The following is a 24,424-nucleotide window of genomic DNA, read 5'->3' on the forward strand; positions in this document are numbered from 1 at the left end:
GATCGCTAGCCTACCTTGCGCAAGCCGGCGGATTTGCGTGGCGAATGTGACTTTGCCGCCAGCGTTTCCGTGATGAAGTCGATAAACCGCCTCACCTTGGCCGGCACATGGTTGCGCGAGGCGTAATAGACGTAGAGCGGAAAACGCTCGTCGGGCCAGTCTGGAAACAGCTCGATCAGCGCGCCGCTCCTCAGGTGATCGTCGAGGCCGAGATCGATCACCTGCGCGATGCCGAAGCCGGCCAGGCAAGCGCCGAGCTTGGTTCCCGAATCGGTCACCGTCAGCCGCCCGTTGACCGCGACCGGCACGACCTCGCCGCCACGTCGAAATTCCCAATCGAAGGGACGCCCGGTCGCCGCGTCGATTGCCTGGATGCACTGATGGTCGCGGCTTGCCAGCTCCCGCGGATCAAGCGGCCGGCCGTGTCGTTCGAGATAGATCGGCGAGGCCACGGTGAGCACGCGCGTATCGAGTACGCGGCGCGCAATCAGCGCCGACGGCGTCGGCTCGCCGAAACGCACCGCCAGATCAAAACCGTCGCTGACCAGATCCGCGATCCGGTCGCGGGTCTCGATACGCAGCTCCATGCCCGGATTCTGCAGCAGGAACTCGCTCAGCTTCGGCGACAGCACCATGCGGGAGAACAGCGGGTCGACATTGACCCGCAGCCTGCCGCGAACCGCATCGCGCGATTTCGCGGTCTCCGCCGCCGCCTCGCCGATCCCGGCCAGATGCGCGGCAACCCGCTCGACCAGCGCGCGTCCTTCCTCGGTGAGCTCGACGGCGCGGCTCGTGCGGTGAACCAGCCTGGCATCGAGGCGCGCCTCGAGCTTCGCGATCGCCTTGCTGACCCCGGATTGCGTCATGCCGAGCCGTTCGGCGGCCCGGCCAAAACTGCGCGCATCCGCCAGCGCCGCGAGGACCACCAGGCCGCCGACCAGCCGACCGTCAACTTCGTCCATGCCGATGCCTCTCAGTCATCCAAGAGATGACCGCCCAGTCGTAGCACTCCGCCACCATATCGGCCACTGTCGGCGCAGGTCACCGGTTCGATCCGGTGAGGCCACCGCCACATCATCCGCCAAGGAGATTTGCAATGAGCGACATCCAGGCCATCGCATCCGCGATCGATGGATATTTCAACCTGATGTACGACGTCGACGATAGCCGGTTCCGCGACGTCTTCTGCGATGCCTGCATCGTGCACGGCATCCGGGATGGCAAGCACACGGTGCGGTCGGCCGCGGAATTCCGCGACTTCATCCGCAGCCGTCCCTCGCCGGCGTCGATGAAATCGCCGCGCGAGGAGGCCATCATCAGCATCGACCAGACCGCGTCCGATCTGGCCATCGCCAAGGTGCGCGTCAGGGCCGGCCAAACCGGCTTCATCGACCATCTGGTGTTTCATCGGATCGACGGCAGGTGGCTCATCACCACGAAGGCGTTTCACGTCGCGCAGGTCTTCCCGGCGGGATCGTAGCGTCCCCACGACCGGTTTTCTGAATATCGGAAGACTGACACTGATTTGCCCGACGTGTCAAGTTGCCTGGTCGAGCGCGGCCGCCACCGGCTCCTTTGCATGGGGTTGTTTTCGATATTTTGGCAGCGCGCCCCTGCGACGGCCCGGGAGTGGCCATGCGGCGAAAGGCTGCTCCCGGCACGGCTTCCTCAGCCATGGCGGCCGGGCTAGCTTCGGCCGCAATGGGCCTGTTCAGGGCCTGCGCGGGGGGACGACGGCATGATCATGGGATTGAGACGATATTGCTGCCTGGCGGCTGCGGCCGCCGCCGCGCTTGCGGCGACATCCGGGGCGGCACTTGCCCAGACCTATCCCACCCGCAACATCACGCTGGTGCTGCCGTTTGCCGCCGGCAGCGGCACCGACACCACGACGCGGCTGATCTCCAAGGAGCTCGGAGTTGCGCTCGGCGTCGGCATGGTGATCGACAACCGGGCCGGCGCCAACGGCTCGATCGCGGCGAACTATGTCGCCCGCTCCGCCCCAGACGGCTACACGCTGTTCGTCACCACGAACACGACGCACTCGGCCAATCCGTATCTGCTCAAGACCATGAACTACGATCCGATCAAGGATTTCACGCCGATCGCGCGCACCGGCGACCTGCCCTTCATGCTGGTGATCCATCCGGACATCCCGGCGAACTCCGTCGCCGAACTGATCGCGCTCGCCAAGAAGGAGCCGGGCAAGTACAGCTACGCCAGCGGCTCGTCGTCGGCGAGCGTCTCCGGCGCGACCTTCGCGCGCCTCGCCGGCATCGACCTGCTGCATGTGCCCTACAAGAGCTCGCCGCCGGCACTGACCGACGTCATCGCCGGCCGCATCTCGATGATGTTCATCGACGTGCCGACCGGGCTGCCGCACGTCAACGCCAAGGTGCTGAAGCCGCTCGCCGTCACCACCAAGCGCAAGTCGGCGCTGCTGCCGGACCTGCCCACGATGGACGACACCGTGAAGGGCTTCGATATCACCTCCTGGCAGGGCTATCTCGGCCCCGCCAACATGCCGAAGGACGTCGTGGTCAGGCTGAATGCGGAGATCCGCAAGATCGTCGAGCGGCCGGACATCAAGAGCCAGCTCGCCGAGCGCGGCATGGAGGCATTCTCCGGCACGCCCGAGGAGTTCGAGGCATTCCTCAAGGAGCAGCTCGTGCTGTGGGAGAAGCTGATCTCCGACGCCGGGATCGAGAAGCAGTAGAGACACCCGTTATTGCGAGCGAAGCGAAGCGACGAAGTCTGCCAACTCCGTCATCCTGAGGAGGCCGCAACGCGGCCGTCTCGAAGGATCGACGGCCCGGCTGGTGGCCGTGCATCCTTCGAGACGCGCGCAAAAGCGCGCTCCTCAGGATGACGGGGATGCGGAATCGTTGGGTGGCGTAGCGTCGCTAACCCACCCTACGCGGCTCGCTTACGCCGCGCGCACCTTCTGCAGGAACTCGTCGACCGCATTGCGCAGCATGCCGGACTGGGTGTCAAGCTCGCGGGCATTCGACAGCACGTCGCCGGCCGCGGTGCCGGTGGCGGCGGCCGCCGACGTGACGCCGCCGATATGGGCGGAAATCTCGCTCGAGCCGGCCGCGACCTGCTGGATGTTGCGTGCGATCTCACGCGTCGCATCGCCCTGCTGGTCGATCGCGGTCGAGATCGAGGCGGTAATCTCGCTCATCTGCGCGATGGTCGCTGTGATGCCGCCGATCGAGGTCACCGCCTCGCCGGTGGAGGCCTGCATCGCCGCAACCTGCGCCGAGATCTCCTCGGTCGCCTTCGCGGTCTGGTTGGCCAGCGCCTTCACTTCGGACGCGACCACCGCGAAACCGCGGCCGGATTCGCCGGCGCGCGCCGCCTCGATGGTGGCATTGAGCGCGAGCAGGTTGGTTTGAGCCGCGATCGAGTGTATCAGCTTGACCACCTCGCCGATCTTCTCGGCGCCGGTGGAGAGCGCCTGCACGGTCGCATTGGTGCGCTCGGCATCGGCCACCGCCTGGCTCGCGACCTCGCTGGAGCGCGCCACCTGGCGGGAGATCTCGGCAACCGAGCTCGAGAGCTCCTCGGCCGCCGCGGCGACGGTGCCGACATTGTTGGAGGCGCTGTCTGATGCCGCGCCGACGGTCGCGGCCCGCGCGCTGGCATCGCTGGCGGTCGCGGTCATCGACTGCGCCGTGGTCTGCATGCCGGCAGCGGCGGAGGCCACCGTGCGGACGATGCCGTTCACGCTGCGCTCGAAATCGTTGGCGATATTCTCCATCGCACCACGGCGCTCGGCCTCGGCGCGTGCCTTGGTCTCGGCCTCGGCCTGTTCCAGGCCGCGGATGCGAACCGCGTTGTCCTTGAAGACCTGAACCGTGGCCGCCATTCCGCCGACCTCGTCACCGCGGCCGACGCCGGGGATGTCACCGTCGAGCTTGCCGTCGGCGATGTCGCGCATGCGGGCGCCGAGCAGGTTGAGCGGACGGGAGATGCTGCGGCCGATCAGCCAGGCGACCGAGCCGGAAACGATGCCGATGCCGAGGATCGCGAGGCCGAGCAGCCAGGCAATCGGCCGCATCTTGGCATCGATATCGTCGAGATAGGCGCCGGTGCCGAGATACATGTCGAAGCCGGGGACCGCGACGGCGTAGCCGAGCTTGCGGATCGGCGTCTCCTGGCCGGGCTTCACATAATCATAGAACAGCAGGATCTCGCCCTTGGCCTTCACGCCGTCCATCAGTTCCTGCGAGAGCTTGCGACCATTGGTCACGACGTCCATGCGATTGGTTCCGACCTGCTTCGGATCAGGCGCCAGCACCGTGATGCCGTTGTAGTCGGTGCCGAACAGATAGCCGGCGCCATTGTCATAGGTCAGCGTGTTGGCACGCTTGCCGAACTCGGCCAGTGCCGCTTCCCTGGTCAGCTTGCCGGCATCGACATCCTTCTTCAGGCCCGCCGCCATGTTCTTCGCCATCTCGACAATGGCCTTGGCCTGGTCGATGCGCGCATTCAGCATCTCCCGCTGCATCAGGTGACCGGCGAGGATGCCGGCCGTGCACAGGCCAAGGAGGGTCACCCCCACCAGAATGCCGAGCTTGGGGGTGATCTTCAAATTTGACAGCTTCACGGGGGTCTCCAGAAGAGGCGGGGAACGCGACGCGATTGGCGGATTGATTCGGCTCACCGTAATGTGAGACCCTTTACCTGATGGTTACGGAGGTTCCCCGTAGAAGCCCGGAGAATCAGACCGCGGACCAACCGGCAATTGTGGAGAGAACAGCGCGGCTCGCGTACAAGCATGGGAGGGCGGTGATGCAAGCCGCGCCCCAAGAAGCAAGAAGATCAAGAATCAAGATCAAGAAGCAAACCAGCAAGAAGCAAGAACAGCAGACTCACATCGGGAGCAGACAATGTCGAAATTCAGGGTGGTCACGCCGAAGGGCGCGAGCTTCACGGTCGCAGGCGGCGGCTACGATTATGAGCGCGAGGCGCTCGATCCGATCGGCGCCGAGATCGTCGAGGCGCCGGCCAATGAGGCCGAATTCATCGCGGCGGCACGCACCGCCGACGCGATCTACGCCAAGGGCATGCCGATCACCAAGGCGGTGATCGACGCGCTCGAGAACTGCAAGGTGATCACGCTCGGCAGCGTCGGCGTCGACTCGGTCGACGTCAAGGCCGCGACCGCCCGCGGCATTCCCGTCACCAACATCCCCGATACCTTCATCGAGGAGGTCGCCGACCACGCCATGATGCTGCTGCTCGCAGGCTTCCGTCGCCTGATCGAGCAGGACAAGATGGTGCGCACCGGGCGCTGGGCCGAGGGCCGTCCGGCGCTCTTGAAGATTCCGCGGCTGATGGGCCAGACGCTCGGCTTCATCTCATTCGGCCGGGTCGCCCGCGCCGTCGCCAAGCGCGCCGCGCCGTTCGGCCTCAGGATGGTGGCCTACGATCCCTTCATCCAGGAAACCCTGATGTACGACCACGGCGTGATCCCCTCGACGCTGTCGGAGGTGCTGTCGCAGTCGGATTTCGTCTCGATGCACGCCCCGGCGCGGCCCGAAGTGCACCACATGCTGACCGAGAAGCATTTTCGTCAGATGAAAAAGTCGGCGATCTTCATCAACACCGGCCGCGGCGCTACGGTCGACGAGGAATCGCTGATCAAGGCGCTGCAGGAGGGCTGGATCGCCCACGCCGCGCTCGACGTGCTGGAAAAGGAGCCCCCGTCGCACAACAATCCGATGCTCGGGATGGACAATGTTACCTTGACCGCCCATGTCGCCTCGGCGTCGGCACGTTTTGACGAGGCGCGCAAGCGCCGGGTGGGCTACGAATTGTCACTAGTGCTGCAAGGCATGTGGCCGGTAAGCTGCGTCAACCCGTCGGTGCTGCAAAACACCGCGTTGCGCCGCTGGCAGCCCGTCAGCATGGATCGCGGTCCGAACAGCTAGGGCGGGAATGCGCTTTTCGTGCGGGGCCCGCCTCTTGCGGGCCCTTTGCGCGGCGGGCGGGCCGAGACCACAAGACCCTTCACCGGCGGCCAAACGCCGGGAAGGAAAAACAACAACGAAACAATAAGAACGGGAGTGCGAACGACATGAAGTACGAGATCACGCGTCGCGACGCGCTGGTGCTGGGGGCTTCCGCGGCGGCGCTGGCGGTCACCGGCGCTTCGGCGCAGGAGGCATCGAAGGTGAAGGCTGCCGACGTGGCGGCGCCGTCGCTGCCGATCGAAAAGGACGCCACCTTGCGCATGCTGCGGCCGGTGCGCTTCGTCCAGGCCGACGAGGACGTGTTCCGCGCCAATGCCAAGAAATTCACCGACAAGACCGGTGTCGACATCAAGGTCGACTTCGTCGGCTGGGAGGACATCAACCAGCAGACCGCCGTGACCTCGAACTCCGGCGCCGGCCCCGACATCATCATCGGCTTCGGCGACGCGCCGCACATCTATATCGACAAGCTGATCGAGCTGACCGATGTCGCCGACTATCTCGACAAGCGCTATGGCGGATGGCTCACGCTGGCGCGCCGATACGGCATGCGCTCGAAGTCGAAGAGCTGGGTCGGCCTGCCGTTCGGCGCCTCGGGCGGCCCGCTGGTCTACCGCAAGTCGCTGGTCAACGCCGCCGGCTTCGACAAGGTGCCGGAGGACCACGCCGGCTTCCTCGAACTCTGCAAGAAGCTGAAGGCGGCCGGCAAGCCCGCGGGCTTCGCACTCGGCAACGCGGTCGGCGACGGCAACGGCTTCGCCAACTGGCTGTTGTGGTCGCACAATGCCGCGCTGCTCGATGAGGAAGGCAACATCATCATCAACAGCAAGGAGACGATCGCGGCGCTGAAATATCTGAAGGAGCTCTATCCGACCTTCATTGCCGGCACGCCGTCCTGGAACGACGTTTCCAACAACCGCGCCTACTCGTCGCAGGAGATCGGCCTGACCGCAAACGGCGTCTCGCTGTATTTCTCGCTGAAGAACGATCCCGCGACCAAGGCGATCGCCGACGACACCGCCCATCAGTTCCTGATCAAGGGGCTGGCCCCCACCTCTCCGATGTCCGGCCTGACCTTGAACGCAATGGTGTTCAAGCACAGCAAGTATCCCAACGCGGCGAAGGCATTCCTGCAGTTCATGCTCGAGCACGAACAGTACGAGCCGTGGCTCAACGCCAACTCCGGCTACTGGTCACAGCCGCTGGCGGCCTATGCCGACGCCGCGGTATGGTCGAGCGACCCCAAGGTCGCGATCTTCAAGGACACGATGAGGAGCCCGTACTACAACGGCTACAAGGGGCCGATCTCGACCGCGACCGGCGCCGTCAACGCCGACTATGTGCTGGTGCAGATGTGCGCCTCGGTGGCGACCGACGCCGCAACGCCCGAAGCCGCAGCCGCCGAAGCCGAACAGCGCGCCAAGCGGTACTTCCGGCGGCAAGGCCGGTAAGATCTACCTCAAGCCGCTGTCATTCCGGGGCGATGCGTTGCATCGAACCCGGAATCTCGAGATTCCGGGTCTGGTGCTAACGCACCATCCCGGAATGACCCTGGAAGTCGGACCGAGACAAGAACCTGATGTCTGTCACCACCCTCCCCTCACGCGGCGCGGCGCTGCACCAGCCGGGCTGGCTCGCGCGCCTGTTCGACTACAAGCCGTTCCTGATCGTGATGTGCCTTGCGCCCGCGATCGGCCTGCTGCTGGTGTTCCTCACCTATCCGCTGGGCCTCGGCATCTGGCTCGCTTTCACCGACACCACGATCGGCCAGCGCGGCATCTACATCGGACTTGAGAACTTCCAGTATCTGCTCAAGGATCCCTTGTGGTGGAACGCGGTGTTCTATTCGATCTTCTACACCGCGATCGCAACCTTCGGAAAGTTCGCGCTCGGCTTCTGGCTGGCGCTGCTGCTCAACAACCATTTCCCGTTCAAGAGCCTGATCCGCGCCATCGTGCTGCTGCCGTGGATCGTGCCGACGGTGCTCTCCGCGCTGGCGTTCTGGTGGATCTACGATCCGCAGTTCTCGATCATCTCCTACCTCCTGGTCGACGTGCTGCACTGGCGCGACAGCAATGTCGACTTCCTCGGCTCGCCCTGGCCGGCGCGGTTCTCGCTGATCGCCGCCAATATCTGGCGCGGCATCCCGTTCGTCGCGATCTCGCTGCTGGCGGGGCTGCAGACCATCTCGCCCTCGCTCTATGAGGCGGCGATGCTCGACGGCGCCACCTCCTGGCAGCGCTTCCGTTACATCACCTTCCCGATGATGATGCCGATCCTGGCGATCGTGATGACGTTCTCGATCATCTTCACCTTCACCGACTTCCAGCTGGTCTACGCCATCACCCGCGGCGGCCCGGTCAACTCGACCCATCTGCTCGCGACACTGGCGTTCCAGCGCGGCATCGCCGGCGGCGAACTCGGCGAGGGTGCCGCGATCGCCGTCTCGATGATCCCGTTCCTGGTGTTCGCAACATTGTTCAGCTACTTCGGCCTCGCGCGCCGCAAATGGCAGCAGGGAGAAGCCAATGACTGACGTTGCAGCCCAATCCTCCAACGTCTCCAGCGCCACGCCCGATACGATGGCGTGGGATTCCCGCGCCCGCCGCGTGGTGATGATCTATCTACCGCTCGCCTGCTTCATCCTGATCCTGCTGTTCCCGTTCTACTGGATGGCGGTCACCTCGTTCAAACCGAACGCGGAGCTGCTGAACTACAAGGAGCACAATCCGTTCTGGATCACCTCGCCGACGCTCGCGCATATCAAGCATTTGTTGTTCGACACGGCCTATCCGCGCTGGCTGAAGACCACCATGCTGGTCGCGATCGGCTCGACCTTCCTGTCGCTGTTCGCCTCGACGCTCGCCGCCTACGCGATCGAGCGGCTGCGCTTCCGCGGCAGTCCCTATGTCGGCCTCGGCATCTACCTCGCCTATCTGGTGCCGCCGTCGATCCTGTTCATTCCGCTTGCCACCGTGATCGTGCAGTTCGGGCTGTTCGACTCGCCGCTGGCGCTGATCCTGGTCTATCCGACCTTCCTGGTGCCGTTCTGCACCTGGCTCCTGATCGGCTATTTCAAGTCGATCCCCTACGAGCTCGAGGAATGCGCGCTGGTCGACGGCGCGACGCGGTTGCAGATCCTGTGGCGGATCACGCTGCCGCTCGCGGTGCCCGGCCTGATCTCGGCCGGCATCTTCTCCTTCACGCTGTCCTGGAACGAGTTCATCTACGCGCTCGCCTTCATCCAGAGCGGCGCCAACAAGACGGTGCCGGTCGCGATCCTGACCGAGCTCGTCACCGGCGACGTCTACCAGTGGGGCGCGCTGATGGCAGGCTCGCTGCTCGGCTCACTGCCGGTCGCGCTGTTCTACTCGCTGTTCGTCGACTACTACGTGTCGTCGCTGACGGGGGCGGTGAAGGAGTAGCGGGGGCACAGGGACGCACAATTCGCTCTATCTCCGTCATCCTGAGGTGCGAGCCACTTCGGCGAGCCTCGAAGGATGCACGGCCCCGCCGGTGGCCGATTCATCCTTCGAGGCTCGCTCCGCTCGCACCTCAGGATGACGGGAATGCATGTGCGGCCTCCATCAATGAGGTCGCGCCCTACCGCGGCACGAACGCGACCGGCACGGAGAAACCCATCGAGCCCCGCGTGATCTCGGACGGAAACGCCGGAAACGGCTGGGCCTGGCGCACCATCGCCAGCGCCCGCGCGTCGAAGGTCGGATTGCCGGACGAGCCGCCGAGATGGCTCGACAGCACCTGTCCGCCGCGGCCGAGCGTGAACACCAGGCGGACCACGCCGCGCTGGCCGTTGCCGCCTGCGGGATAAGAATGGAAGCGCAACAGATGCGCGCGGACGCGTGCGTTATAGGCCGCGATCGCTGACGCCGCTGCACCGGCGCTGATCGCGGACGCAGCCGGCGCCTGCCGTTCGGCACGGCTCGGCGCGCTGGTGCGCGGTGCCGGGGTTGCCTCGGACGGCCTCTTTGCTTCCCGACGAACCACCTTCGGCTTGACCGGTTCGGGCTTCCTCTCCGGAACGACTTTCGCGGGCTCGGGTGTCGGCGGCGTGATCTGCTGCTTCTGTTCCGGCGGCGCGACGACGTCGGGCTTCTCCTGCATCGGCGTCGGCGCGATCTCCTGCTGCACGGGCTGCGCGGCGGCAGGCTCCGGTGGCGACGCGTCGGCTTCCTGCATCGCCGGGCCCGGCGGCAGCTCGGTCTCCGAAATCTCCGGCGCCGAGGTGATCGGCGTCAGGTCGACCAGCACCGCCGGCACGGCGACGCCCGGCGGCGGTGCCGAGACCCACGTCATCCCGAGCGCGAGCAGCGCCGCATGCGCAGTCAGCATCGCTGCCGCCGACAGGCCCCAGCGTCTTAGCCAGATCTCGCCGCCCGCATCATGAAGCGCGTACGCATTCATGGATCAGCTACGCCCGTCGAGGCCGACCAGCGCGATCTTGAGATAGCCGGCGTTGCGCAGCAGGTTCATCACCTCCATCAGATCGCCATAGCTGACCGCTTTGTCGGCGCGCAGGAAGATGCGCTCGTCCTTCCTGCCTTGCGTGGCGTTATCAAGCGTCGACGTCAGCGTCTCGCGCGCGATCACGTCCTCGCCGACCGCGACGGAGAGATCAGGCTTCACGGTGACGAACACCGGCTTGTCCGGCCGCGGCTGCGGCTCGGCGGTCGAGGCCGGCAGATCGACGCGGAGATCGACGGTCGCGAGCGGCGCCGCCACCATGAAGATGATGAGCAGCACCAGCATCACGTCGATGAACGGCGTGACGTTGATCTCGTGCGCCTCGACCAGATCGTCATCGCCGCGACGCCTGAACGCGCCGCCAGAACCGAGCTTGACGCCCATCTGCTACTCCGCAGCGCGTGCCAGCCGGAACAGGCTGCGATCGCCCTCGCGGCTGACCAGCAGCATCACCATGACGGAGGCGTCGCCGAGCAATGCGCGGTAGGACGCGATCGAACGGGTCAGGTGATTGTAGATCACGACCGCCGGAATCGCAGCGACCAGGCCGAGCGCGGTCGCGAGCAGCGCCTCGGCGATGCCGGGCGCAACCACCGCGAGATTGGTGGTGTGGGCCTCGGAGATGCCGATGAAGGCATTCATGATGCCCCACACCGTACCGAACAGGCCGACGAACGGCGCGGTCGCGCCGATCGTCGCCAGCACACCGGTGCCGCGCGCGATCTGCCGCGACGTCGCCGCCTGGACCCGCTCCAGCCGCAGCGCGATGCGCTCCTTGAAGCCGTCGTCGAACATCCCGCCGGACAGCGCAGCCTCGCGCGAGGCCGATTGCACGATCTGCGCCACCGCATCGTCGCCGTCGCGGCTCGCCTGCTCGACCTCGGCGAGCTGGGTGTCACGCTCGAGCAGGCCAATCCGCTGCCGGGCGAGCGCGGTCTTGCGGCGGATCTCGACGGTCTTGGCGAGCCAGACCGTCCAGGTGACGAGCGAGGCGAAGGCGAGGCCGATCATCACCGCCTTCACGACGATGTCGGCGCTTTCGAACATGCCCCAGGGCGAGAGGTTGCGCGGCAGCAGTGCGGCGTCGGCGGCGGCAAGGCTCGCGCCCGGCAGCATGCCGAGCCCGGCCGACGCCGCCATCCAGATGCTTTGCCCAAGCCAACGCTGCGACATGATCGCCTCCCGTCCTTCGTTGGTGTCAGCCCGCCTGCGGCGCGAGGCGGTCCGCCAGCGCATGAAAGCGCACCAGCTGATCACCGCGCAGCGCGCGCGTCTCGTCGCGGCCGACGAACACCTTGAACATGATGCCGCCGTCGCGATTGATGAAGGCGATGAACGCCGACACCTTGCCCATGAAAGGCCGCTCGACGAAGGCGATCGTCGCGCAGCGCTCGTGCCTGAGGTGGCCGTGCAGGCCCTTCGGCTGCATCAGGTTGAAATAGCCGCGGCCGACCTCGCCGTTCGGAATGGCGCCGGTGAACTCGAAGATCGCATCATCGGTGTGCACGATCAGCGTCACCTCGCCCCACTCCGCGATGTCCTGCATCGCGGCAGCAAATTCGCCGGGGCCGATCCGCACCATGCCCTCGGGGAGCACCTCGAGCACCGCGCGCGGCGTCACCTTGCGCTCGCGCGCAACATCCTCGATGACCGCGCCGGGATTGTCGGCCATATAGGCCTTCAATCCCGCTAGCTCCGCGTTCTGCACGGCCGCCTCCGTCATGCCGGGCTCTTCGCGCGCTCGGTGATCAGCACCTCAAAGCCCTCGAATTTGGGATGGCCGAGATAGAGGCTGCCGCCGGTCTCGTTGCCGGCGCGCGAATGCGCGCGGCGGAACGCATCGGATTTGGTCCAGTCCTCGAACGCCGCCTTGCTGGCCCAGACGGTGTGGGTCGCATAGAGCGTGTGGTCCTCGGCCTCGGGCCCCTTCACCAGATGAAACTCGATGAAGCCCGGCAGATCGCCGAGATAGGATTCGCGCGTCTTCCAGACCGTCTCGAACGCCTGCTCCTTGCCCTTGATCACCTGGAACCGGTTCATTGCGATGAACATGAAAACTCTCTCCTGTTTGACGGCGGATGCCTGGATCCTGCCGGTTGATCTCGTTAATAACATGAACGCGCCAAAGCCGCGCTGGGGGCACCAGCGCGGCCGGAGCAACCTGGATGGAATGATCGGCGTCTCGCGTTACGCTCCACCTAGGTGAATCCTGAGTCCGGCCTTGTAGACGGTGCCCGGACCGGGGCTCGAGAACAGCACGTCGTTCTGCGTCGTGCCGTCGGTCGAGGAGCCCGGGATCGCATAAGGCCGGTAGTACTGGTTCAAGAGGTTGTCGACCGACGCCGTGAAGGTGATGTCCTTGGTGGCGTTCCAGGTCAGATAGAGGTTGACGAGCTCGTAGCCGGTCGAGGGCAGATAGCCCGCCGGCAAATCGTTGTTGGCGCCGAACGAGGACCATTGCGCGGCAATGATCAGCGAACGGTCGAGCAGGCGCACGCCGCCCGTCGTCGTCACCTTGCGCGGCGTGATGGTGGCGAGGCCGACATTGGTCTGGGTGTTCCGGCCGCGCATCAGATGGCCGGCGACGCCAACGAACCAGTCGCCCGCATCGTACATCGTTTCGAGCTCGAAGCCCTCGATGCGGGCGTGGGCGAGGTTCTGGTACTGGTAGAACTGGCTGAACCGCCCGAACGGCGTCAGGGTCGGCGTCGACGCGACGAGATCGATATAGCCGTCGACGTCGTTGCGGAACACGTTGATCTTGCCGCGGAACGAGTCGCTCGCGGTAAAGATGCCGTCATATTTCAGATTGATGCCGGCTTCCTTGTTCTTGCCGATCTCCGGCCGCAGCGCCGCGTTGGGCAGGAAGCAGAACAGGCCGCTGGTGCCGTCGGGGCAGTTGAACAGCGCCGGTCCGCCGCCGGTGGCGTGGCCGCCCGCGATCAGGGTCTCGGTGATCGACGGCGCGCGATAGCCTTCGGCATAGCTGACATAGGGCGTGAAGCCGGCAACCGGCGTGACGCCGAGCGTGATCTTCGGCGACAGCCGGTCGCCGCTGGTCGTGGTGTTGATCGAATTGAGCTCGTAATGGTCGTAGCGGACAGCGCTGATCAGCTCGAGCCAGGTCGAATAGTTCTGCTTCAGCTGCACGAAGCCGCCGGACACGGTGCGCTGGCCGCCCGGCGTCGTGATGTTGGAATTGCCGCGCGAATCGAAGGTCTCGACATCGTCGCGGAAGGCGTCGAAGCCGTAGGTCACGGCGTTGCGCCAGTCGCCGAAATTGAAGCGCGAGGTGTTGTTGACGTCGACACCAACCGTATCCAGCAAATAGCCGCGCTTGTCGCCGACGCAGCCGGAAATGTTGTTGCCGGGATTGGCTAGCGTGCAGACCCCGCCGCCGGTGGTGATGCGGTTGTTGTAGGTCTTGACCTGGTCGTTGTCGGTACGGTTGCCGTAGACCGAGATGTTCCAGTCGAACAGCATGTCGTCGGGCTTGGAATATCGCCAGCTCAAGGTTCCCGTGTAGTTCTTCGCGTCGGAGGCGTAGACCGAGGAGCCCGCGATGGCGGCGAGCGGCGCCGCCGTCGTGGTCGGGCCGCGGTTCGGCTGACCGATATTGTACTGGTAGTCCTGGAAGATGCCGCCGATCTTGAATTCGTGGCCTTCGGCCGGGCGGAACGTCACCTTCATCAGGCCGGCCGCGATATCGTTGCCCGTGTTGCCGATCTCGGTGCCCGCGCCGTCCTTGTAATTGCCCTGGGTGCGATAGACCGCGCCGCCGAACACATCGACATTCGGATCGACGCGCACGCCGCCGAACACCGAGCCCATGCCGCGGTCCGTGTTGGTGCCATAGGAGCCCGACATGTCGACACCCCAGCGCTCGCCGGGACGCACCACGTCGTCGATGTCCTTGGTGCGGAACGAAACCACACCGCCGATCGCGCCGGAGCCGTAGATGTTCGCGGTCGGGCCGCGCACCACGTCGACACCGCCGATCAATTCGGGATCGAGGAAGAACGAGCCGTTGGCGTTGTGACCGGTGCGCTGATAGTTCTGCCGCGCGCCGTCGACGACAACAGCGACACGGCCGAAATCCTGCAAGCCGCGGATATTGATGACGGTCGCCGGATCGTCGCCGCGCTCCTGAACCGAGACACCGGGCACGTTGTAGAATATGTCCGAGAGCCGGTTCGGCTGCAGGCCCTGGATCTTCTCCAGGGTGACGGAGCTGACCGGCGCCAGCGCATCGATCGCGCGCTCCTCGGTCTTGGAAGCCACCGCCGTGATGGTGTCGAGCGATTGCACCGGCACCGCGCCGATCTGCGCCCGCGCGTTCATCGCCGCCGGCGCCGCCTGAGCTTCGGCCGCCGGCTTCGGCTTCCGCTTGGCCTGCTTCGGCCGCTCGGTCGAAGGACGCGCAGCCGACGGATCGGCGGTCTGCGCGAACCCGCGCTCCGGCAGTGCCGCAGCAAATGAAAACACCGACGCGCCCAAAATCAGGGCGCGCGAAACCCTAGCCCCGTCAGCCATTCTAGCCCCAGCCTGATCATCGCTTTTCTGGTTTGGCTGGCTTGCGCTCTCTGAGAGCGGCTTGCTGGCTACATCGCGATCAAGCCACCGCTTGCATCGCGTGAGGATTGGTTACGAGCCGGCAACAAAACGGTCAAGAATGCGGCGGCGCTGTTTATATCGATTGTAAAGTGCGGCCGTTGGAATGCGCTCTCGCCCGCTTATACAAGCAAACACCATTTGAAAATTTTCGCAGGCGCAGCACCACAATATGTCCGCAGCTTCCGGAGACAATATCGGCGCAGCCGGAAAGCAGACCGAGCCTGCATCCGGCGCGGCCAAAACGCTGATCATGCGCGGAAATCGTCTCGACAGTCGCGACCTGTTCGCGGCGGAGCGCGAGATCATCATCATGCACGGCGAAGAACATTACCGGTTGCGGCTGACCTCGCAGAACAAGCTGATCCTGACCAAGTGACGGCCCCGATGACAATTTGTCGCACGCTCGCTTTGCTCGCCTTCTTCTGTCTGCTGCCGATCGAAGCCGTGATGGCCGAGGGCATCACCGTGCATGACGCACGCGACCGCGACGTCGTGATCGATAACCCGTCGCGGATCGTCTCGATCGGCGGCGCGATCACCGAGATCCTCTATGCTCTCGGCTTCGAGGACCGCATCGCCGGCGTCGATGCGACCAGCCTCTACCCTCCGGCGGCGCTGCGCGAGAAGCCCGACGTCGGCTACATGCGCCAGCTGTCGCCGGAGGGCGTGCTCGGCCTGCACCCGTCGCTGGTGCTCGCAGTGCAGGGCTCCGGGCCGAAGGAGACCATGGACGTGCTCGAGGCGGCCAAGGTGCCGCTGGTGCTGGTGCCGGAGACGTTCTCGGAGGCCGGGCTGGTCGAGAAGATCAGGTTGGTGGGCCACGCCATGGGCGCAGATCCGCGCGCTGCCTGCCTGGCCACGGCGGTCGAAAGCGATCTCGCGCAACTGCGCGCGCTGCGCGCCAAAGTGACGAAGCCGGTGCGCGTGATGTTCGTGATGTCGCTCTTGAATGGCCGGGCGATGGCGGCGGGCCACAAGACCGCCGGGGACGAGATCATCCGGCTTGCCGGCGGCCTCAACGCCATCGACGGTTACGACGGCTACAAGCCGGTCAATGACGAGGCCATCGTGGCGGCGAAACCGGATGTCGTGCTGTCGATCGATCGCGGCAAGGATTCGCTGACCGCTGATGCCGTGTTCGCGCATCCCGCCTTCGCGCTGACGCCGGTCGCGACCAACAAGGCCTTCATCTCGATGGAAGGGCTATATCTGCTCGGCTTCGGACCGCGCACCGCGGCCGCGGCACGCGACCTCTCGGTCAAGCTCTATCCGGCGCTGGCGCCGGAGGCCGGCAGCTTCAAGCCGGCAGCGCTGACCGCGAATTGCCGGCAATGAGCGTGCTGGCCGAAGGCCGCGGGCGTGCGAAACAACGGCGCGCCGGCATGTCGCTGCGGCCGGCCGCGACACTCACCCTGCTCTGCCTGCTTGCGGCGCTCGCAGCGACCGCGCTGGTCGCCCTGACGGTCGGGGCCGCCGGCATTCCAATGGCGCGGCTTCCGGCAGCGCTTGGGCTATGGGCTGATAGTGCCGCCAACCCGCCGCTCGCACGCGACCAGCTCGTGGTGTGGTCGATCCGCATCCCGCGGATCGCAGCGGCGGCGATGGTCGGTGGACTGCTTGCCGTATCAGGCGCGATCATGCAGGGCCTGTTCCGCAATCCCCTCGCCGACCCCGCGCTGGTCGGCGTCTCCTCCGGCGGCGCGTTTGCCGCGGCAGCCGCGATCGTGTTCACCGACAGCCATCTCGGCGAAAGCCTGCGCTTCCTGCAACACCAGTTGCTGCCGATCGCGGCCTTTGCCGGCTCGCTGATCACGACCATCGTGCTTTACGGCATCGCCAGCCGCGGCGGCCGGACATCGATTGCGATCTTCCTGCTGGCCGGGCTTGCGATCGCCGCGATCGCCAATGCCGGCATCGGGCTCCTGGTGTTCGTCGCCGACGACCGCCAGCTGCGCGACATCACCTTCTGGCTGCTCGGCTCGCTCAGCGGCGCGACCTGGAGCAAGCTCACGGCGCTGGCGCCGGTGCTGGCGGTCGCGCTGGTCGCCTGCCTCTCGATCGCGCGCGGGCTCGACGTGCTGGTGCTCGGCGAGGCCGAGGCGTTCCACAGCGGCGTCGACGTCGAACGGTTGAAGCGGATCTCGATCGTGCTGGTGTCGGCGATGACCGGGGTCGCGGTCTCGGTCTGCGGCGTGGTCGGTTTCGTCGGCATCGTGGTGCCGCATGTGTTGCGGCTGGTGATCGGCCCCGCGCATCGGCTGCTGCTGCCGGCGTCCGCACTGCTCGGTGCCATCCTCCTGGTCGGCGCCGACACGGTGGCGCGCACCATCGTGGCGCCCGCGGAAATGCCGATCGGCATCCTGACGGCGGCGATCGGCGCGCCGTTCTTCCTCGCCATGCTGCTGCGGCAGCGCGGGCTGGTGTCGCTGTGACGGCCCTGCTCGAAGCGCAGTCGGCAACCATGACGGTCGGCGGCACGACGCTGGTCGATGCGGTGTCGCTGCAGATCGGTGCCGGCGAGATGGTCGCGATCGTCGGTCCCAACGGCGCCGGCAAATCGACCCTGCTGCGGATGCTGTCGGGCGACCTGCGTCCGTCGCGCGGGGCGATCAGGCTCAGGCAGCGCGACCTGCAAACTTACGGACCACGCGCGCTGGCGCAGCACCGCGCGATGCTGTCGCAGCACGTCAACGTCAGCTTCCCGTTCACCGTCGAGGAAATCGTCAGCATGGGCGCCGGCGAAAGCCCGCGTGCCGTGGCGCGGGCGCTGGTCGAGGCGGCGCTCGACGAGGTCGGGCTCGCGCGTTTCCGTTTCAGGCAATTGCCGACGCTGTCGGGCGGCGAGCAGCAGCGGGCGCATTTCGCCCGCGTGCTGGTGCAGCTCGCCTGCGGCGAAGCGCTGCATGGACCCGGACTGTTGCTGCTGGACGAGCCGACCTCGAGCCTCGATCTGCGGCACCAGATCGACCTGGTCGAAACGGCCCGGCGGCGCGCCGCGCGCGGCACCGCCGTGATCGCGATCCTGCACGACCTCAACCTCGCGATGCGGTTCGCCGACCGCATCCTGCTGCTGCACCGCGGCCGGCTTGCCGTCGACGGCGACCGCACGGCGGCGATGAAGACCGAGACGCTACGCGAGATCTTCGAGATCGACGCCGCGATCGCCTACACCGGAAACGGCGTGCCGTTCCTGCTGCCGCAAACCATGCGGCCCGTTTAGACCCTCGTGGTGAGGAGCGCGGTACGCGCGTCTCGAACCACGAGGCCCGGCTGTCGCTTGCATCCTTCGAGACGGCCGCTGCGCGGCCTCCTCAGGATGAGGATTGCGAGTGAGAGGCGACGTAACGCCGCAAGCCTTATCCCGCCGCAACATCCGCGGTTCACAAAACTGTCAGCCGGCTGTAACAGGCGGCTCGGAGAACACCGCATCGTTTATCCTTTGGGAGATCAACCATGCGCCTGTCCCTGCTCTGCTCCGTCGCCTCGATCCTGCTCGCCACATCGGCGTTCGCGCAGAGTGAGGGCGAATTCCCGGCGACGCTGGCAGGACATGCCGTGATGCCGGCGGAGAGCTTCATCGACGCGCCCGCCGACGCCCCTGATGATCTGAAGACCTCGGGCAAGTACACCACCGGCAGGCGCGTCGACGCCATCGGCACCGTGATGGGCAAGTCCTACGAGCGGCCGACCGGCGTGTCGCTGCCGTTCAAGGGCCAGCCGCTGCAAGGCCATTCCGGCATCAAGGTGATGCCCGACGGCTCGTTCTGGGTGATCACCGACAACGGCATGGGCTCGCGCTACAACTCGGCGGACTCGATGCTGTACCTGAACCGGCACAAGATCGATTGGGCGAGCGGCAAGATCGAGCGTCAGGAGACCGTGTTCCTGCACGATCCCGACAGGAAGGTGCCGTTCCGCATCGTGCATGAGGACACAGCCAAGCGCTATTTGACCGGTGCCGATTTCGACACCGAAGGCTTCCAGATCATCAACGACATTTTCTGGATCGGCGACGAGTTCGGGCCGTACGTCCTCAAGGCCGACAAGACCGGCAAGATCCTCGCCGTGTTCGAGACGGTCGCGGACGGCAAGCCGGTGCGCTCGCCGGATCACTGGGCGGTGCAGTCACCCGGCGCGCCCGGCGCCTCCTACACCAACGTCAACCTGCGCCGCTCCAAGGGCTATGAAGGTTTTGCTTCCTCGAAGGACGGCAAGTTCCTCTACGGCCTGCTCGAGGGCCCGCTGTGGGATGCCGACAAGAAGGATTGGGAGAAGGTCGACGGCAAGGAAGCCTCGCGCATCCTGGAATTCGACGTCGCGGCGGAGAAGTTCACCGGACGCTACTGGCAGTATGTGTTCGAGCAGAACGGCAATGCGATCGGCGACTTCAACATGATCGATCCGGCCCAGGGCCTCGTGATCGAACGCGACAATGGCGAAGGCACTGCCGACAAGGCTTGCCCGCAAGGCCAGCGCGGCGAGAACTGTTTCCCTGATCTCGCCAAGTTCAAGCGCGTCTACAAGATCGAGTTGTCCGATGCCAATGTCGGCAAGCCGGTGCGCAAGATCGCCTATATCGACTTGATGAAGATCCGCGATCCCAACAAAAAGGCGCGCAAGCCGCTCAACGATGGCGTCTACACTTTCCCGTTCTTCACGATCGAGAATGTCGACCGGGTCGACGAGACCCACATCATCGTCGGCAACGACAACAACCTGCCGTTCTCCTCGAGCCGCGACCCGAACAAGGCCGATGACGACGAGTTCGTGCTGCTGCAGGTCGGCGACTTCCTGAAGGCGAAGTGAGACGATTGCTCTCGTCACCCACAACAGTGTCGTCGCCCGGCTCGACCGGGCGACCCAGTATTGCAGAGGCGCCCGAGCTCAACGGACAAGCCGCGGCGTACTGGATGCCCCGCTCAAGGCGGGGCATGACATCGAATATGCGGGTAGCGTGATGCTCATCCCAGACGGCCGCTTTGCGGCCTCCTCAGGGTGCCGGTGATACAGCTCCGCGCGCGGCTTGCGTGATCCTCACTCCTTCTTCGTCCGGTAATCCCCGAACGTCGTGTCGCGCTGGTCGAGCTGGGCCTTCACGCTGCCGCCGTCGCGGCGGAAGCCCGCCATGTAGGCCTTGCTGGCCTCGGTGGTGAAGGCCAGCGCCTGGATCTCGGTGCCGGCGCGCATCGCGGCGCGGGCGCCCATGATTTCCATCGCGCGGTGGACGCTGCGCTTGTTGAGCTGCTGCAGCTCGATCGGCACCTTGGCCGCGCGCTCGGCGAAATCCAGCGTCTTCGCCTCCAGTTCGGCGAGCGGAAACGACCGGGTCGCATAGCCCCATTCGGCGGCCTCGCGGCCGGACATCGCGTCGCCCGTGAGCATCAATTCCATGGCGCGGCGCATGCCGACCAGCCAAGGGTGATACTGCATGTCGGGCGGGCTCATCAGCCGCACCGGCGGATAACCGATCTGGGCGTCGTCGGCGACGTAGACCACGTCGCAGGCGGTCGCGAGCTCGGTGCCGCCGGCGAGGCAGTAGCCGTGCACCTGCGCGATGACAGGCTTTGCGAGGTCCCAGATCGAGAACCAGCCCTCGACGACATGGCGCGACCACTGGCCGGGGCCGGATGCCGAATGATAGGGCTGGTCGACGCGGTTGTCGGCGGAGAGATCGTAGCCCGCCGAGAAACAGGGGCCCGCGCCGCGCAGGATCGAGATCGAAATCCCGGGATCGCGGTCGGTCTGCTCCAGCACCTCGAAGATCTCGCCGCGCAGGCGGTTGTTCAGCGCGTTGCGCTTCTCGGGGCGGTTCAGCGTGATGCGGCGGACGCGCGGACGCGGATCATCGATGATGATGTGCTGGTAGCTCATGGATCCTCCCGATCTCAGGCCTTGTTGCCTTTGGCAAAGTGATGCCCGAGATCGGGAGAGATGTCATCGGCAGATGACGCAGGTCCTCATAGCGTTTTCAAGCGAAGTGGGTTCCGGCTCGCGTGAAGAAAACGCGTCAAGCAACAACGCTAGAGCCCGGCACGGGCTCTAGCCCGCCGGCACCATCACGACGCCCTTGTCCTTGGGCCAGCGCATCCGCCAGGCGAAATTGATGTCACGGACTTCGCCGGCCTTGGCCTCGAACGCCCATTCCAGCACGCCGCGCTTGTCGCGCAGATTGGTGGTCGTCGCAGGCGTCGACGACGGCAGCATCTCGACCACGATATCGTCGTTCTCGCTGACCGGGAGCTGATCCTGGATCGCGACCTTGATCGGGAAGTCGTGGCCGTTGCGCACCGCAGTCTTGAAGGCGCGCTCGTCGGTCTTCGACGTGGTCACGATCAGGCCCGCGGAGCCCTCGTTGCGCTTCACCACCGTGCGTTCGATCTTGACCTTGTCGTCGGCGCCGAAACCGAGCCGCACGGTCTCGTCCTTGGCGGCGGTGGCCATCCGGCTGCGGCCGACAAAGATGCCGTCGCGGTAGATCGAGACCTGCCCCGGCAGCAGCGGCGCATCGTCGGCCTGCACGAAGCTCGCTTCCAGGAACGCGGTCGGATCGATCACCGGAACGGCGCGAACCACGAGATCGGGCGTGATCGTCGCCGTCGAGATGCGCAGGCTCTTGGCGCCCTCATTGGCGGCAACGCTGACGCGGCCGGGGATCCTGAAGGTGGCCTGGAAGGCGCCGACCTCGGCGGTGGCTTCCAGTTCGTCCGCGCGTCCGCCGCCAAAGCGGAATTGCTGAACCGCGTCGGCGGCCGGCGCGGGTGCCAGGGCCTCGCGCGCCCGCATGCTGGCCTCTCCCGAGAGCTTCGCCAGCGGCCGCGGCGGCTGCGGATATTGCACGATCAGCGAACGGAGATCGGGCGCATTGCCGCCGCGCGCGACGCGCACGGTGGAGACGACGAGCGCCACGTTCGACCAGTCCTCGCCGGTCGACTGGGTGATCTCGGCGCGGCGCACCAGTTCGATCGCGGGCTTGCGGTCCTTGGCACCGGTGTCCAGTCGGGCGTCATAGAGCGGCGTCCAGCGCGCGTTGGGAACCGCATAGGTGACCCGCAAGGTCGCCTTGGTCCCCGCCTGCGAGGCGACGTCGATCCGCACCTCGACCTTGCTCGGCGGCTTGCTCGAGCGATCGGCTGCGAGCTGCGCAAGATCGCGGTCGATCACGCGGATCTTGCGCTCGGCGTCACGGATCGCGCTGTCGGCGGTTGCGACCTCGTCGGCCACCGCCGAGAACGCCGCGCGCCACTCGCTGAGCGGACGCGCCTCGCCCTTCTCGCCGAGGCCCGCAGGCGACGTTTCGGCAAAGCGCTCGGCGAATTTGCGCCGCGCCTCGGCCGCGCTGATCAGTCCCTGCAAATCGGCGCGCTGATCGTTAAGCGCCTCGATGCGCCTGTCGATCTCGGAAAGATTTGGCGGCAGCAAGGGCTGCGGCAGCTTTGTATCGATCGCCCCGATCGTGAGGTTCGCTCCGCCCTCGCCCTCGACCCGCAGCGAGGACGGATCGAGCCCCATTGGAAAATCCCTGGCGATGAGCGTGTTGTCGCCGGCAGGCAGGTTCAGCGTGATGACGCGGGTGACGCTCGCGCCATCGGGATAGACGGTCACGGCGTCGATCTGCGAGGCTGCATCGAGATTGGCCGCATGCAGCGGCCCGGCAACCAGCGCCCCCGCCAGCACCAGGCTGGTGGTCACAAGATAATTCGCAATCCTACACATGACATCCCTCTGGAAAACGCCGCATCGCGCGCGAGACGAACGGCGCGCCGGGCTCGACTGCGCGCCGTTTCTCGTGGTGAGACGCAGCGAGGAAGGGACTGGTTCGATTGAGGTTTCCCTGCGGCGCGACGATGGCGCCGCCGCGGCTGCCGCATGGCGCGGCGATGTCTTTCGGGCTTTAGCGATCCGCCTTGCGCCGGATGAACAGATAATTGGGCACGAAGCCGGCCAAGGTGATCGCGATCATGATCCACCAGCCGCGCTGAAACGCCGCGATCCGCTCCGGCATCGAGACCGGCGTTGCAAGGATCGCGACAAAGATCGCGACGCCGATCGCCAGTGCCGCCTGCCGGATCATGTTGATGACGCCGGAGCCGGTGGCAAACGACGACGGCGGCAGCGCGCCGGCGCCGACGCCCATCAGGGTCGGAAAGGTCAGCCCGACGCCGATACCGATCAGCATCACGCCCGCGACGATGGCAGGCGCATTGGGTTCGGCCCCGAGCAGCGTCGCCCAGATCGCGAGGCCGGCCGCGAACAGCACGATTCCGGCGGAGACGACGGCTGCGGCGCCAAACCGCGCAATCAGCCGGCCGGCAAACAACAGCGAGGTGATCGGCACCATCAGCGGTCCGGGGGCGATCGCAAGGCCGGTCTTCAACGCCGACCAGCCCCATACCGTCTGCTCCCACAAGGCGCAGGACAGCAGCATGGCGCCGAAGGCCGCCGAATAAGGCGCCATCACCAGCGACGCGCCGGTGAACGGCCTGACCGCGAACAGTGCAGGATCGACGAAGGGATTTCTCGATCTGAGGCAATGCCACGCGAAGGCGGCGAGCGAGACGGTCGCGACGGCAAGGCCGAGCACGACGCCGCGCGAACTCCATCCCCAATCGTTCGCCTTCACGATCGCAAATGTCAGGGCACCAATACCGGAGGTCACCAGCAGCGCCGCCCATGAACTCGGACGCGGCACGTCGTGGCCGGGCACTTCGGGCAATTTCAGCCAGCCGATGATCAGTGCGACGACGCCGATCGGGACATTGACGATGAAGATCCAGCGCCAGTCGAAGGTGACCAGGACGCCTCCGGCGAGCGGACCCAGTGCGGCGGCAAGGCCGCCGATCGCCGTCCAGGTACGCACCGCCCCGGCGCGCTGCTCGGGCGGAAATGATGCCAGCAGCAGGCCGATCGAGGTCGGCGTCATCAATGCCGCACCGGCCGCCTGCGCCACGCGGGAGACGACCAGGAACTCGACACTGGACGAAAGAGCACATGCCGCCGACGCGGCCGTGAACAGCGCGACGCCGAGCAGGAAGCTGAGGTTGCGGCTGTGGCGTTCGGCGAGCCTGCCGAAGAACACCAGCAACGCGGCATAGGCGATCGCATAGGCGTTCAAGATCCAGGACAGATCCTCAAGCGAGGCGCCGCGAAATTCCTGCGCGATGTTCGGCAGCCCGACATTGACGATGAACAAATCGAGATTGGCGAGGCAAATTCCGACCGACACGATCGCCAGCACCTGGCGCGGGGTTGCGGTTGCGACGCGGGACCGCGGCCGCGCATCAGGTTCGACGACCAGATCGATGGTCTCCGCCTCTACCTCCGACATCACACTCTCCCAAATACGT

Annotated in this window: 22 protein-coding genes; 11 read left to right on the plus strand and 11 right to left on the minus strand. The window is 65.9% G+C overall.

Annotation, left to right across the window (positions count from 1 at the left end; translation table 11 throughout):
• Window positions 1–5: 5 nt before the first annotated feature.
• Window positions 6–962: a LysR family transcriptional regulator gene (locus ACVWYP_RS40150; RefSeq protein ID WP_304497138.1), complete on the minus strand. Its 957-nt coding sequence runs from the start codon at window positions 960–962 to the stop codon at window positions 6–8.
• 134 nt (window positions 963–1,096) lie between these two features.
• Here ACVWYP_RS40150 and ACVWYP_RS40155 point away from each other — a divergent pair, with 134 nt between their 5' ends.
• Both ACVWYP_RS40155 and ACVWYP_RS40160 read left to right on the plus strand, forming a co-directional pair.
• On the plus strand, window positions 1,097–1,480 hold the full coding sequence (locus ACVWYP_RS40155; protein ID WP_069276551.1) for a nuclear transport factor 2 family protein: 384 nt from the start codon (window positions 1,097–1,099) through the stop codon (window positions 1,478–1,480).
• Window positions 1,481–1,738: 258 nt separating this feature from the next.
• Window positions 1,739–2,716, plus strand: coding sequence for a Bug family tripartite tricarboxylate transporter substrate binding protein (locus tag ACVWYP_RS40160; RefSeq protein WP_304497139.1), 978 nt, complete (start codon window positions 1,739–1,741; stop codon window positions 2,714–2,716).
• A gap of 210 nt (window positions 2,717–2,926) precedes the next feature.
• Here ACVWYP_RS40160 and ACVWYP_RS40165 read toward each other — a convergent pair whose 3' ends face one another.
• Complete coding sequence (locus ACVWYP_RS40165; protein ID WP_304497140.1) at window positions 2,927–4,612, minus strand: methyl-accepting chemotaxis protein; 1,686 nt, start codon at window positions 4,610–4,612, stop codon at window positions 2,927–2,929.
• Between the two features lie 283 nt (window positions 4,613–4,895).
• On the opposite strand from ACVWYP_RS40165, the gene ACVWYP_RS40170 reads away from it, so the two are divergent.
• From ACVWYP_RS40170 to ACVWYP_RS40185, 4 genes are all read left to right on the plus strand, one after another.
• On the plus strand, window positions 4,896–5,939 hold the full coding sequence (locus tag ACVWYP_RS40170) for a C-terminal binding protein (protein ID WP_028340530.1): 1,044 nt from the start codon (window positions 4,896–4,898) through the stop codon (window positions 5,937–5,939).
• A 146-nt stretch (window positions 5,940–6,085) separates the two neighbouring features.
• Complete coding sequence (locus tag ACVWYP_RS40175) at window positions 6,086–7,432, plus strand: ABC transporter substrate-binding protein (RefSeq protein WP_016840581.1); 1,347 nt, start codon at window positions 6,086–6,088, stop codon at window positions 7,430–7,432.
• 128 nt (window positions 7,433–7,560) lie between these two features.
• Window positions 7,561–8,517 (plus strand): carbohydrate ABC transporter permease, encoded by a 957-nt coding sequence (locus tag ACVWYP_RS40180; protein ID WP_026193343.1) that lies wholly within the window; start codon window positions 7,561–7,563, stop codon window positions 8,515–8,517.
• Window positions 8,518–8,563: 46 nt separating this feature from the next.
• Window positions 8,564–9,406 carry a carbohydrate ABC transporter permease gene (locus ACVWYP_RS40185; protein WP_016840579.1) on the plus strand — a complete coding sequence of 281 codons (843 nt, stop codon included), beginning with the start codon at window positions 8,564–8,566 and terminating at the stop codon, window positions 9,404–9,406.
• A gap of 178 nt (window positions 9,407–9,584) precedes the next feature.
• Here ACVWYP_RS40185 and ACVWYP_RS40190 read toward each other — a convergent pair whose 3' ends face one another.
• From ACVWYP_RS40190 to ACVWYP_RS40215, 6 genes are all read right to left on the minus strand, one after another.
• The gene (locus tag ACVWYP_RS40190) at window positions 9,585–10,406 is read right to left on the minus strand and encodes an energy transducer TonB family protein (RefSeq protein ID WP_304497142.1); all 822 of its coding nucleotides are present in this window, start codon (window positions 10,404–10,406) and stop codon (window positions 9,585–9,587) included.
• A 3-nt stretch (window positions 10,407–10,409) separates the two neighbouring features.
• Entirely contained in the window at window positions 10,410–10,850 is a 441-nt protein-coding gene (gene exbD, locus ACVWYP_RS40195; RefSeq protein WP_304497143.1) for a TonB system transport protein ExbD, read from the minus strand.
• 3 nt (window positions 10,851–10,853) lie between these two features.
• On the minus strand, window positions 10,854–11,606 hold the full coding sequence (exbB, locus tag ACVWYP_RS40200; RefSeq protein WP_304500398.1) for a tonB-system energizer ExbB: 753 nt from the start codon (window positions 11,604–11,606) through the stop codon (window positions 10,854–10,856).
• A 58-nt stretch (window positions 11,607–11,664) separates the two neighbouring features.
• Window positions 11,665–12,189, minus strand: a complete 525-nt coding sequence (hutX, locus tag ACVWYP_RS40205; RefSeq protein ID WP_304497144.1) for a heme utilization cystosolic carrier protein HutX — start codon at window positions 12,187–12,189, stop codon at window positions 11,665–11,667.
• Window positions 12,186–12,518 carry an antibiotic biosynthesis monooxygenase family protein gene (locus tag ACVWYP_RS40210; RefSeq protein WP_021080657.1) on the minus strand — a complete coding sequence of 111 codons (333 nt, stop codon included), beginning with the start codon at window positions 12,516–12,518 and terminating at the stop codon, window positions 12,186–12,188. The genes hutX and ACVWYP_RS40210 overlap by 4 nt, the downstream gene beginning before the upstream one ends.
• Before the next feature lie 135 nt (window positions 12,519–12,653).
• Window positions 12,654–14,999: a TonB-dependent hemoglobin/transferrin/lactoferrin family receptor gene (locus ACVWYP_RS40215; RefSeq protein WP_304497145.1), complete on the minus strand. Its 2,346-nt coding sequence runs from the start codon at window positions 14,997–14,999 to the stop codon at window positions 12,654–12,656.
• 250 nt (window positions 15,000–15,249) lie between these two features.
• On the opposite strand from ACVWYP_RS40215, the gene hemP reads away from it, so the two are divergent.
• From hemP to ACVWYP_RS40240, 5 genes are all read left to right on the plus strand, one after another.
• Window positions 15,250–15,456 carry a hemin uptake protein HemP gene (hemP, locus tag ACVWYP_RS40220; protein WP_016840569.1) on the plus strand — a complete coding sequence of 69 codons (207 nt, stop codon included), beginning with the start codon at window positions 15,250–15,252 and terminating at the stop codon, window positions 15,454–15,456.
• A gap of 8 nt (window positions 15,457–15,464) precedes the next feature.
• Entirely contained in the window at window positions 15,465–16,415 is a 951-nt protein-coding gene (locus ACVWYP_RS40225; protein ID WP_304497146.1) for a heme/hemin ABC transporter substrate-binding protein, read from the plus strand.
• Window positions 16,412–17,512, plus strand: coding sequence for a FecCD family ABC transporter permease (locus tag ACVWYP_RS40230; RefSeq protein WP_304497147.1), 1,101 nt, complete (start codon window positions 16,412–16,414; stop codon window positions 17,510–17,512). The genes ACVWYP_RS40225 and ACVWYP_RS40230 overlap by 4 nt, the downstream gene beginning before the upstream one ends.
• The gene (locus tag ACVWYP_RS40235) at window positions 17,509–18,300 is read left to right on the plus strand and encodes a heme ABC transporter ATP-binding protein (RefSeq protein ID WP_304497148.1); all 792 of its coding nucleotides are present in this window, start codon (window positions 17,509–17,511) and stop codon (window positions 18,298–18,300) included. The genes ACVWYP_RS40230 and ACVWYP_RS40235 overlap by 4 nt, the downstream gene beginning before the upstream one ends.
• Window positions 18,301–18,533: 233 nt before the next feature.
• Window positions 18,534–19,886: an esterase-like activity of phytase family protein gene (locus ACVWYP_RS40240; RefSeq protein WP_304497149.1), complete on the plus strand. Its 1,353-nt coding sequence runs from the start codon at window positions 18,534–18,536 to the stop codon at window positions 19,884–19,886.
• Window positions 19,887–20,114: 228 nt separating this feature from the next.
• On the opposite strand, the gene ACVWYP_RS40245 is transcribed toward ACVWYP_RS40240, so the two are convergent.
• The 3 genes from ACVWYP_RS40245 to ACVWYP_RS40255 form a co-directional block, all read right to left on the minus strand.
• The gene (locus tag ACVWYP_RS40245; RefSeq protein ID WP_304497150.1) at window positions 20,115–20,951 is read right to left on the minus strand and encodes an enoyl-CoA hydratase-related protein; all 837 of its coding nucleotides are present in this window, start codon (window positions 20,949–20,951) and stop codon (window positions 20,115–20,117) included.
• A gap of 168 nt (window positions 20,952–21,119) precedes the next feature.
• Entirely contained in the window at window positions 21,120–22,793 is a 1,674-nt protein-coding gene (locus ACVWYP_RS40250) for a mucoidy inhibitor MuiA family protein (protein WP_304497151.1), read from the minus strand.
• A 178-nt stretch (window positions 22,794–22,971) separates the two neighbouring features.
• Window positions 22,972–24,405 carry an MFS transporter gene (locus ACVWYP_RS40255; RefSeq protein WP_453945867.1) on the minus strand — a complete coding sequence of 478 codons (1,434 nt, stop codon included), beginning with the start codon at window positions 24,403–24,405 and terminating at the stop codon, window positions 22,972–22,974.
• Between the last annotated feature and the right edge of the window lie 19 nt (window positions 24,406–24,424).

The organism is Bradyrhizobium sp. USDA 3262 (assembly GCF_054060035.1).

What these genes read in the sequence shown, in the direction of transcription:
- ACVWYP_RS40150 (WP_304497138.1), bottom strand. Translation starts at nt 962, where the DNA reads ATGGACGAAGTTGACGGTCGGCTGGTCGGCGGCCTGGTGGTCCTCGCG.
- ACVWYP_RS40155 (WP_069276551.1), top strand. Translation starts at nt 1,097, where the DNA reads ATGAGCGACATCCAGGCCATCGCATCCGCGATCGATGGATATTTCAAC.
- ACVWYP_RS40160 (WP_304497139.1), top strand. Translation starts at nt 1,739, where the DNA reads ATGATCATGGGATTGAGACGATATTGCTGCCTGGCGGCTGCGGCCGCC.
- ACVWYP_RS40170 (WP_028340530.1), top strand. Translation starts at nt 4,896, where the DNA reads ATGTCGAAATTCAGGGTGGTCACGCCGAAGGGCGCGAGCTTCACGGTC.
- ACVWYP_RS40175 (WP_016840581.1), top strand. Translation starts at nt 6,086, where the DNA reads ATGAAGTACGAGATCACGCGTCGCGACGCGCTGGTGCTGGGGGCTTCC.
- ACVWYP_RS40180 (WP_026193343.1), top strand. Translation starts at nt 7,561, where the DNA reads ATGTCTGTCACCACCCTCCCCTCACGCGGCGCGGCGCTGCACCAGCCG.
- ACVWYP_RS40185 (WP_016840579.1), top strand. Translation starts at nt 8,564, where the DNA reads ATGGCGTGGGATTCCCGCGCCCGCCGCGTGGTGATGATCTATCTACCG.
- ACVWYP_RS40190 (WP_304497142.1), bottom strand. Translation starts at nt 10,406, where the DNA reads ATGAATGCGTACGCGCTTCATGATGCGGGCGGCGAGATCTGGCTAAGA.
- exbD (WP_304497143.1), bottom strand. Translation starts at nt 10,850, where the DNA reads ATGGGCGTCAAGCTCGGTTCTGGCGGCGCGTTCAGGCGTCGCGGCGAT.
- exbB (WP_304500398.1), bottom strand. Translation starts at nt 11,606, where the DNA reads ATGGCGGCGTCGGCCGGGCTCGGCATGCTGCCGGGCGCGAGCCTTGCC.
- hutX (WP_304497144.1), bottom strand. Translation starts at nt 12,189, where the DNA reads ATGACGGAGGCGGCCGTGCAGAACGCGGAGCTAGCGGGATTGAAGGCC.
- ACVWYP_RS40210 (WP_021080657.1), bottom strand. Translation starts at nt 12,518, where the DNA reads ATGTTCATCGCAATGAACCGGTTCCAGGTGATCAAGGGCAAGGAGCAG.
- ACVWYP_RS40215 (WP_304497145.1), bottom strand. Translation starts at nt 14,999, where the DNA reads ATGGCTGACGGGGCTAGGGTTTCGCGCGCCCTGATTTTGGGCGCGTCG.
- hemP (WP_016840569.1), top strand. Translation starts at nt 15,250, where the DNA reads ATGTCCGCAGCTTCCGGAGACAATATCGGCGCAGCCGGAAAGCAGACC.
- ACVWYP_RS40225 (WP_304497146.1), top strand. Translation starts at nt 15,465, where the DNA reads ATGACAATTTGTCGCACGCTCGCTTTGCTCGCCTTCTTCTGTCTGCTG.
- ACVWYP_RS40230 (WP_304497147.1), top strand. Translation starts at nt 16,412, where the DNA reads ATGAGCGTGCTGGCCGAAGGCCGCGGGCGTGCGAAACAACGGCGCGCC.
- ACVWYP_RS40240 (WP_304497149.1), top strand. Translation starts at nt 18,534, where the DNA reads ATGCGCCTGTCCCTGCTCTGCTCCGTCGCCTCGATCCTGCTCGCCACA.
- ACVWYP_RS40245 (WP_304497150.1), bottom strand. Translation starts at nt 20,951, where the DNA reads ATGAGCTACCAGCACATCATCATCGATGATCCGCGTCCGCGCGTCCGC.
- ACVWYP_RS40250 (WP_304497151.1), bottom strand. Translation starts at nt 22,793, where the DNA reads ATGTGTAGGATTGCGAATTATCTTGTGACCACCAGCCTGGTGCTGGCG.
- ACVWYP_RS40255 (WP_453945867.1), bottom strand. Translation starts at nt 24,405, where the DNA reads ATGTCGGAGGTAGAGGCGGAGACCATCGATCTGGTCGTCGAACCTGAT.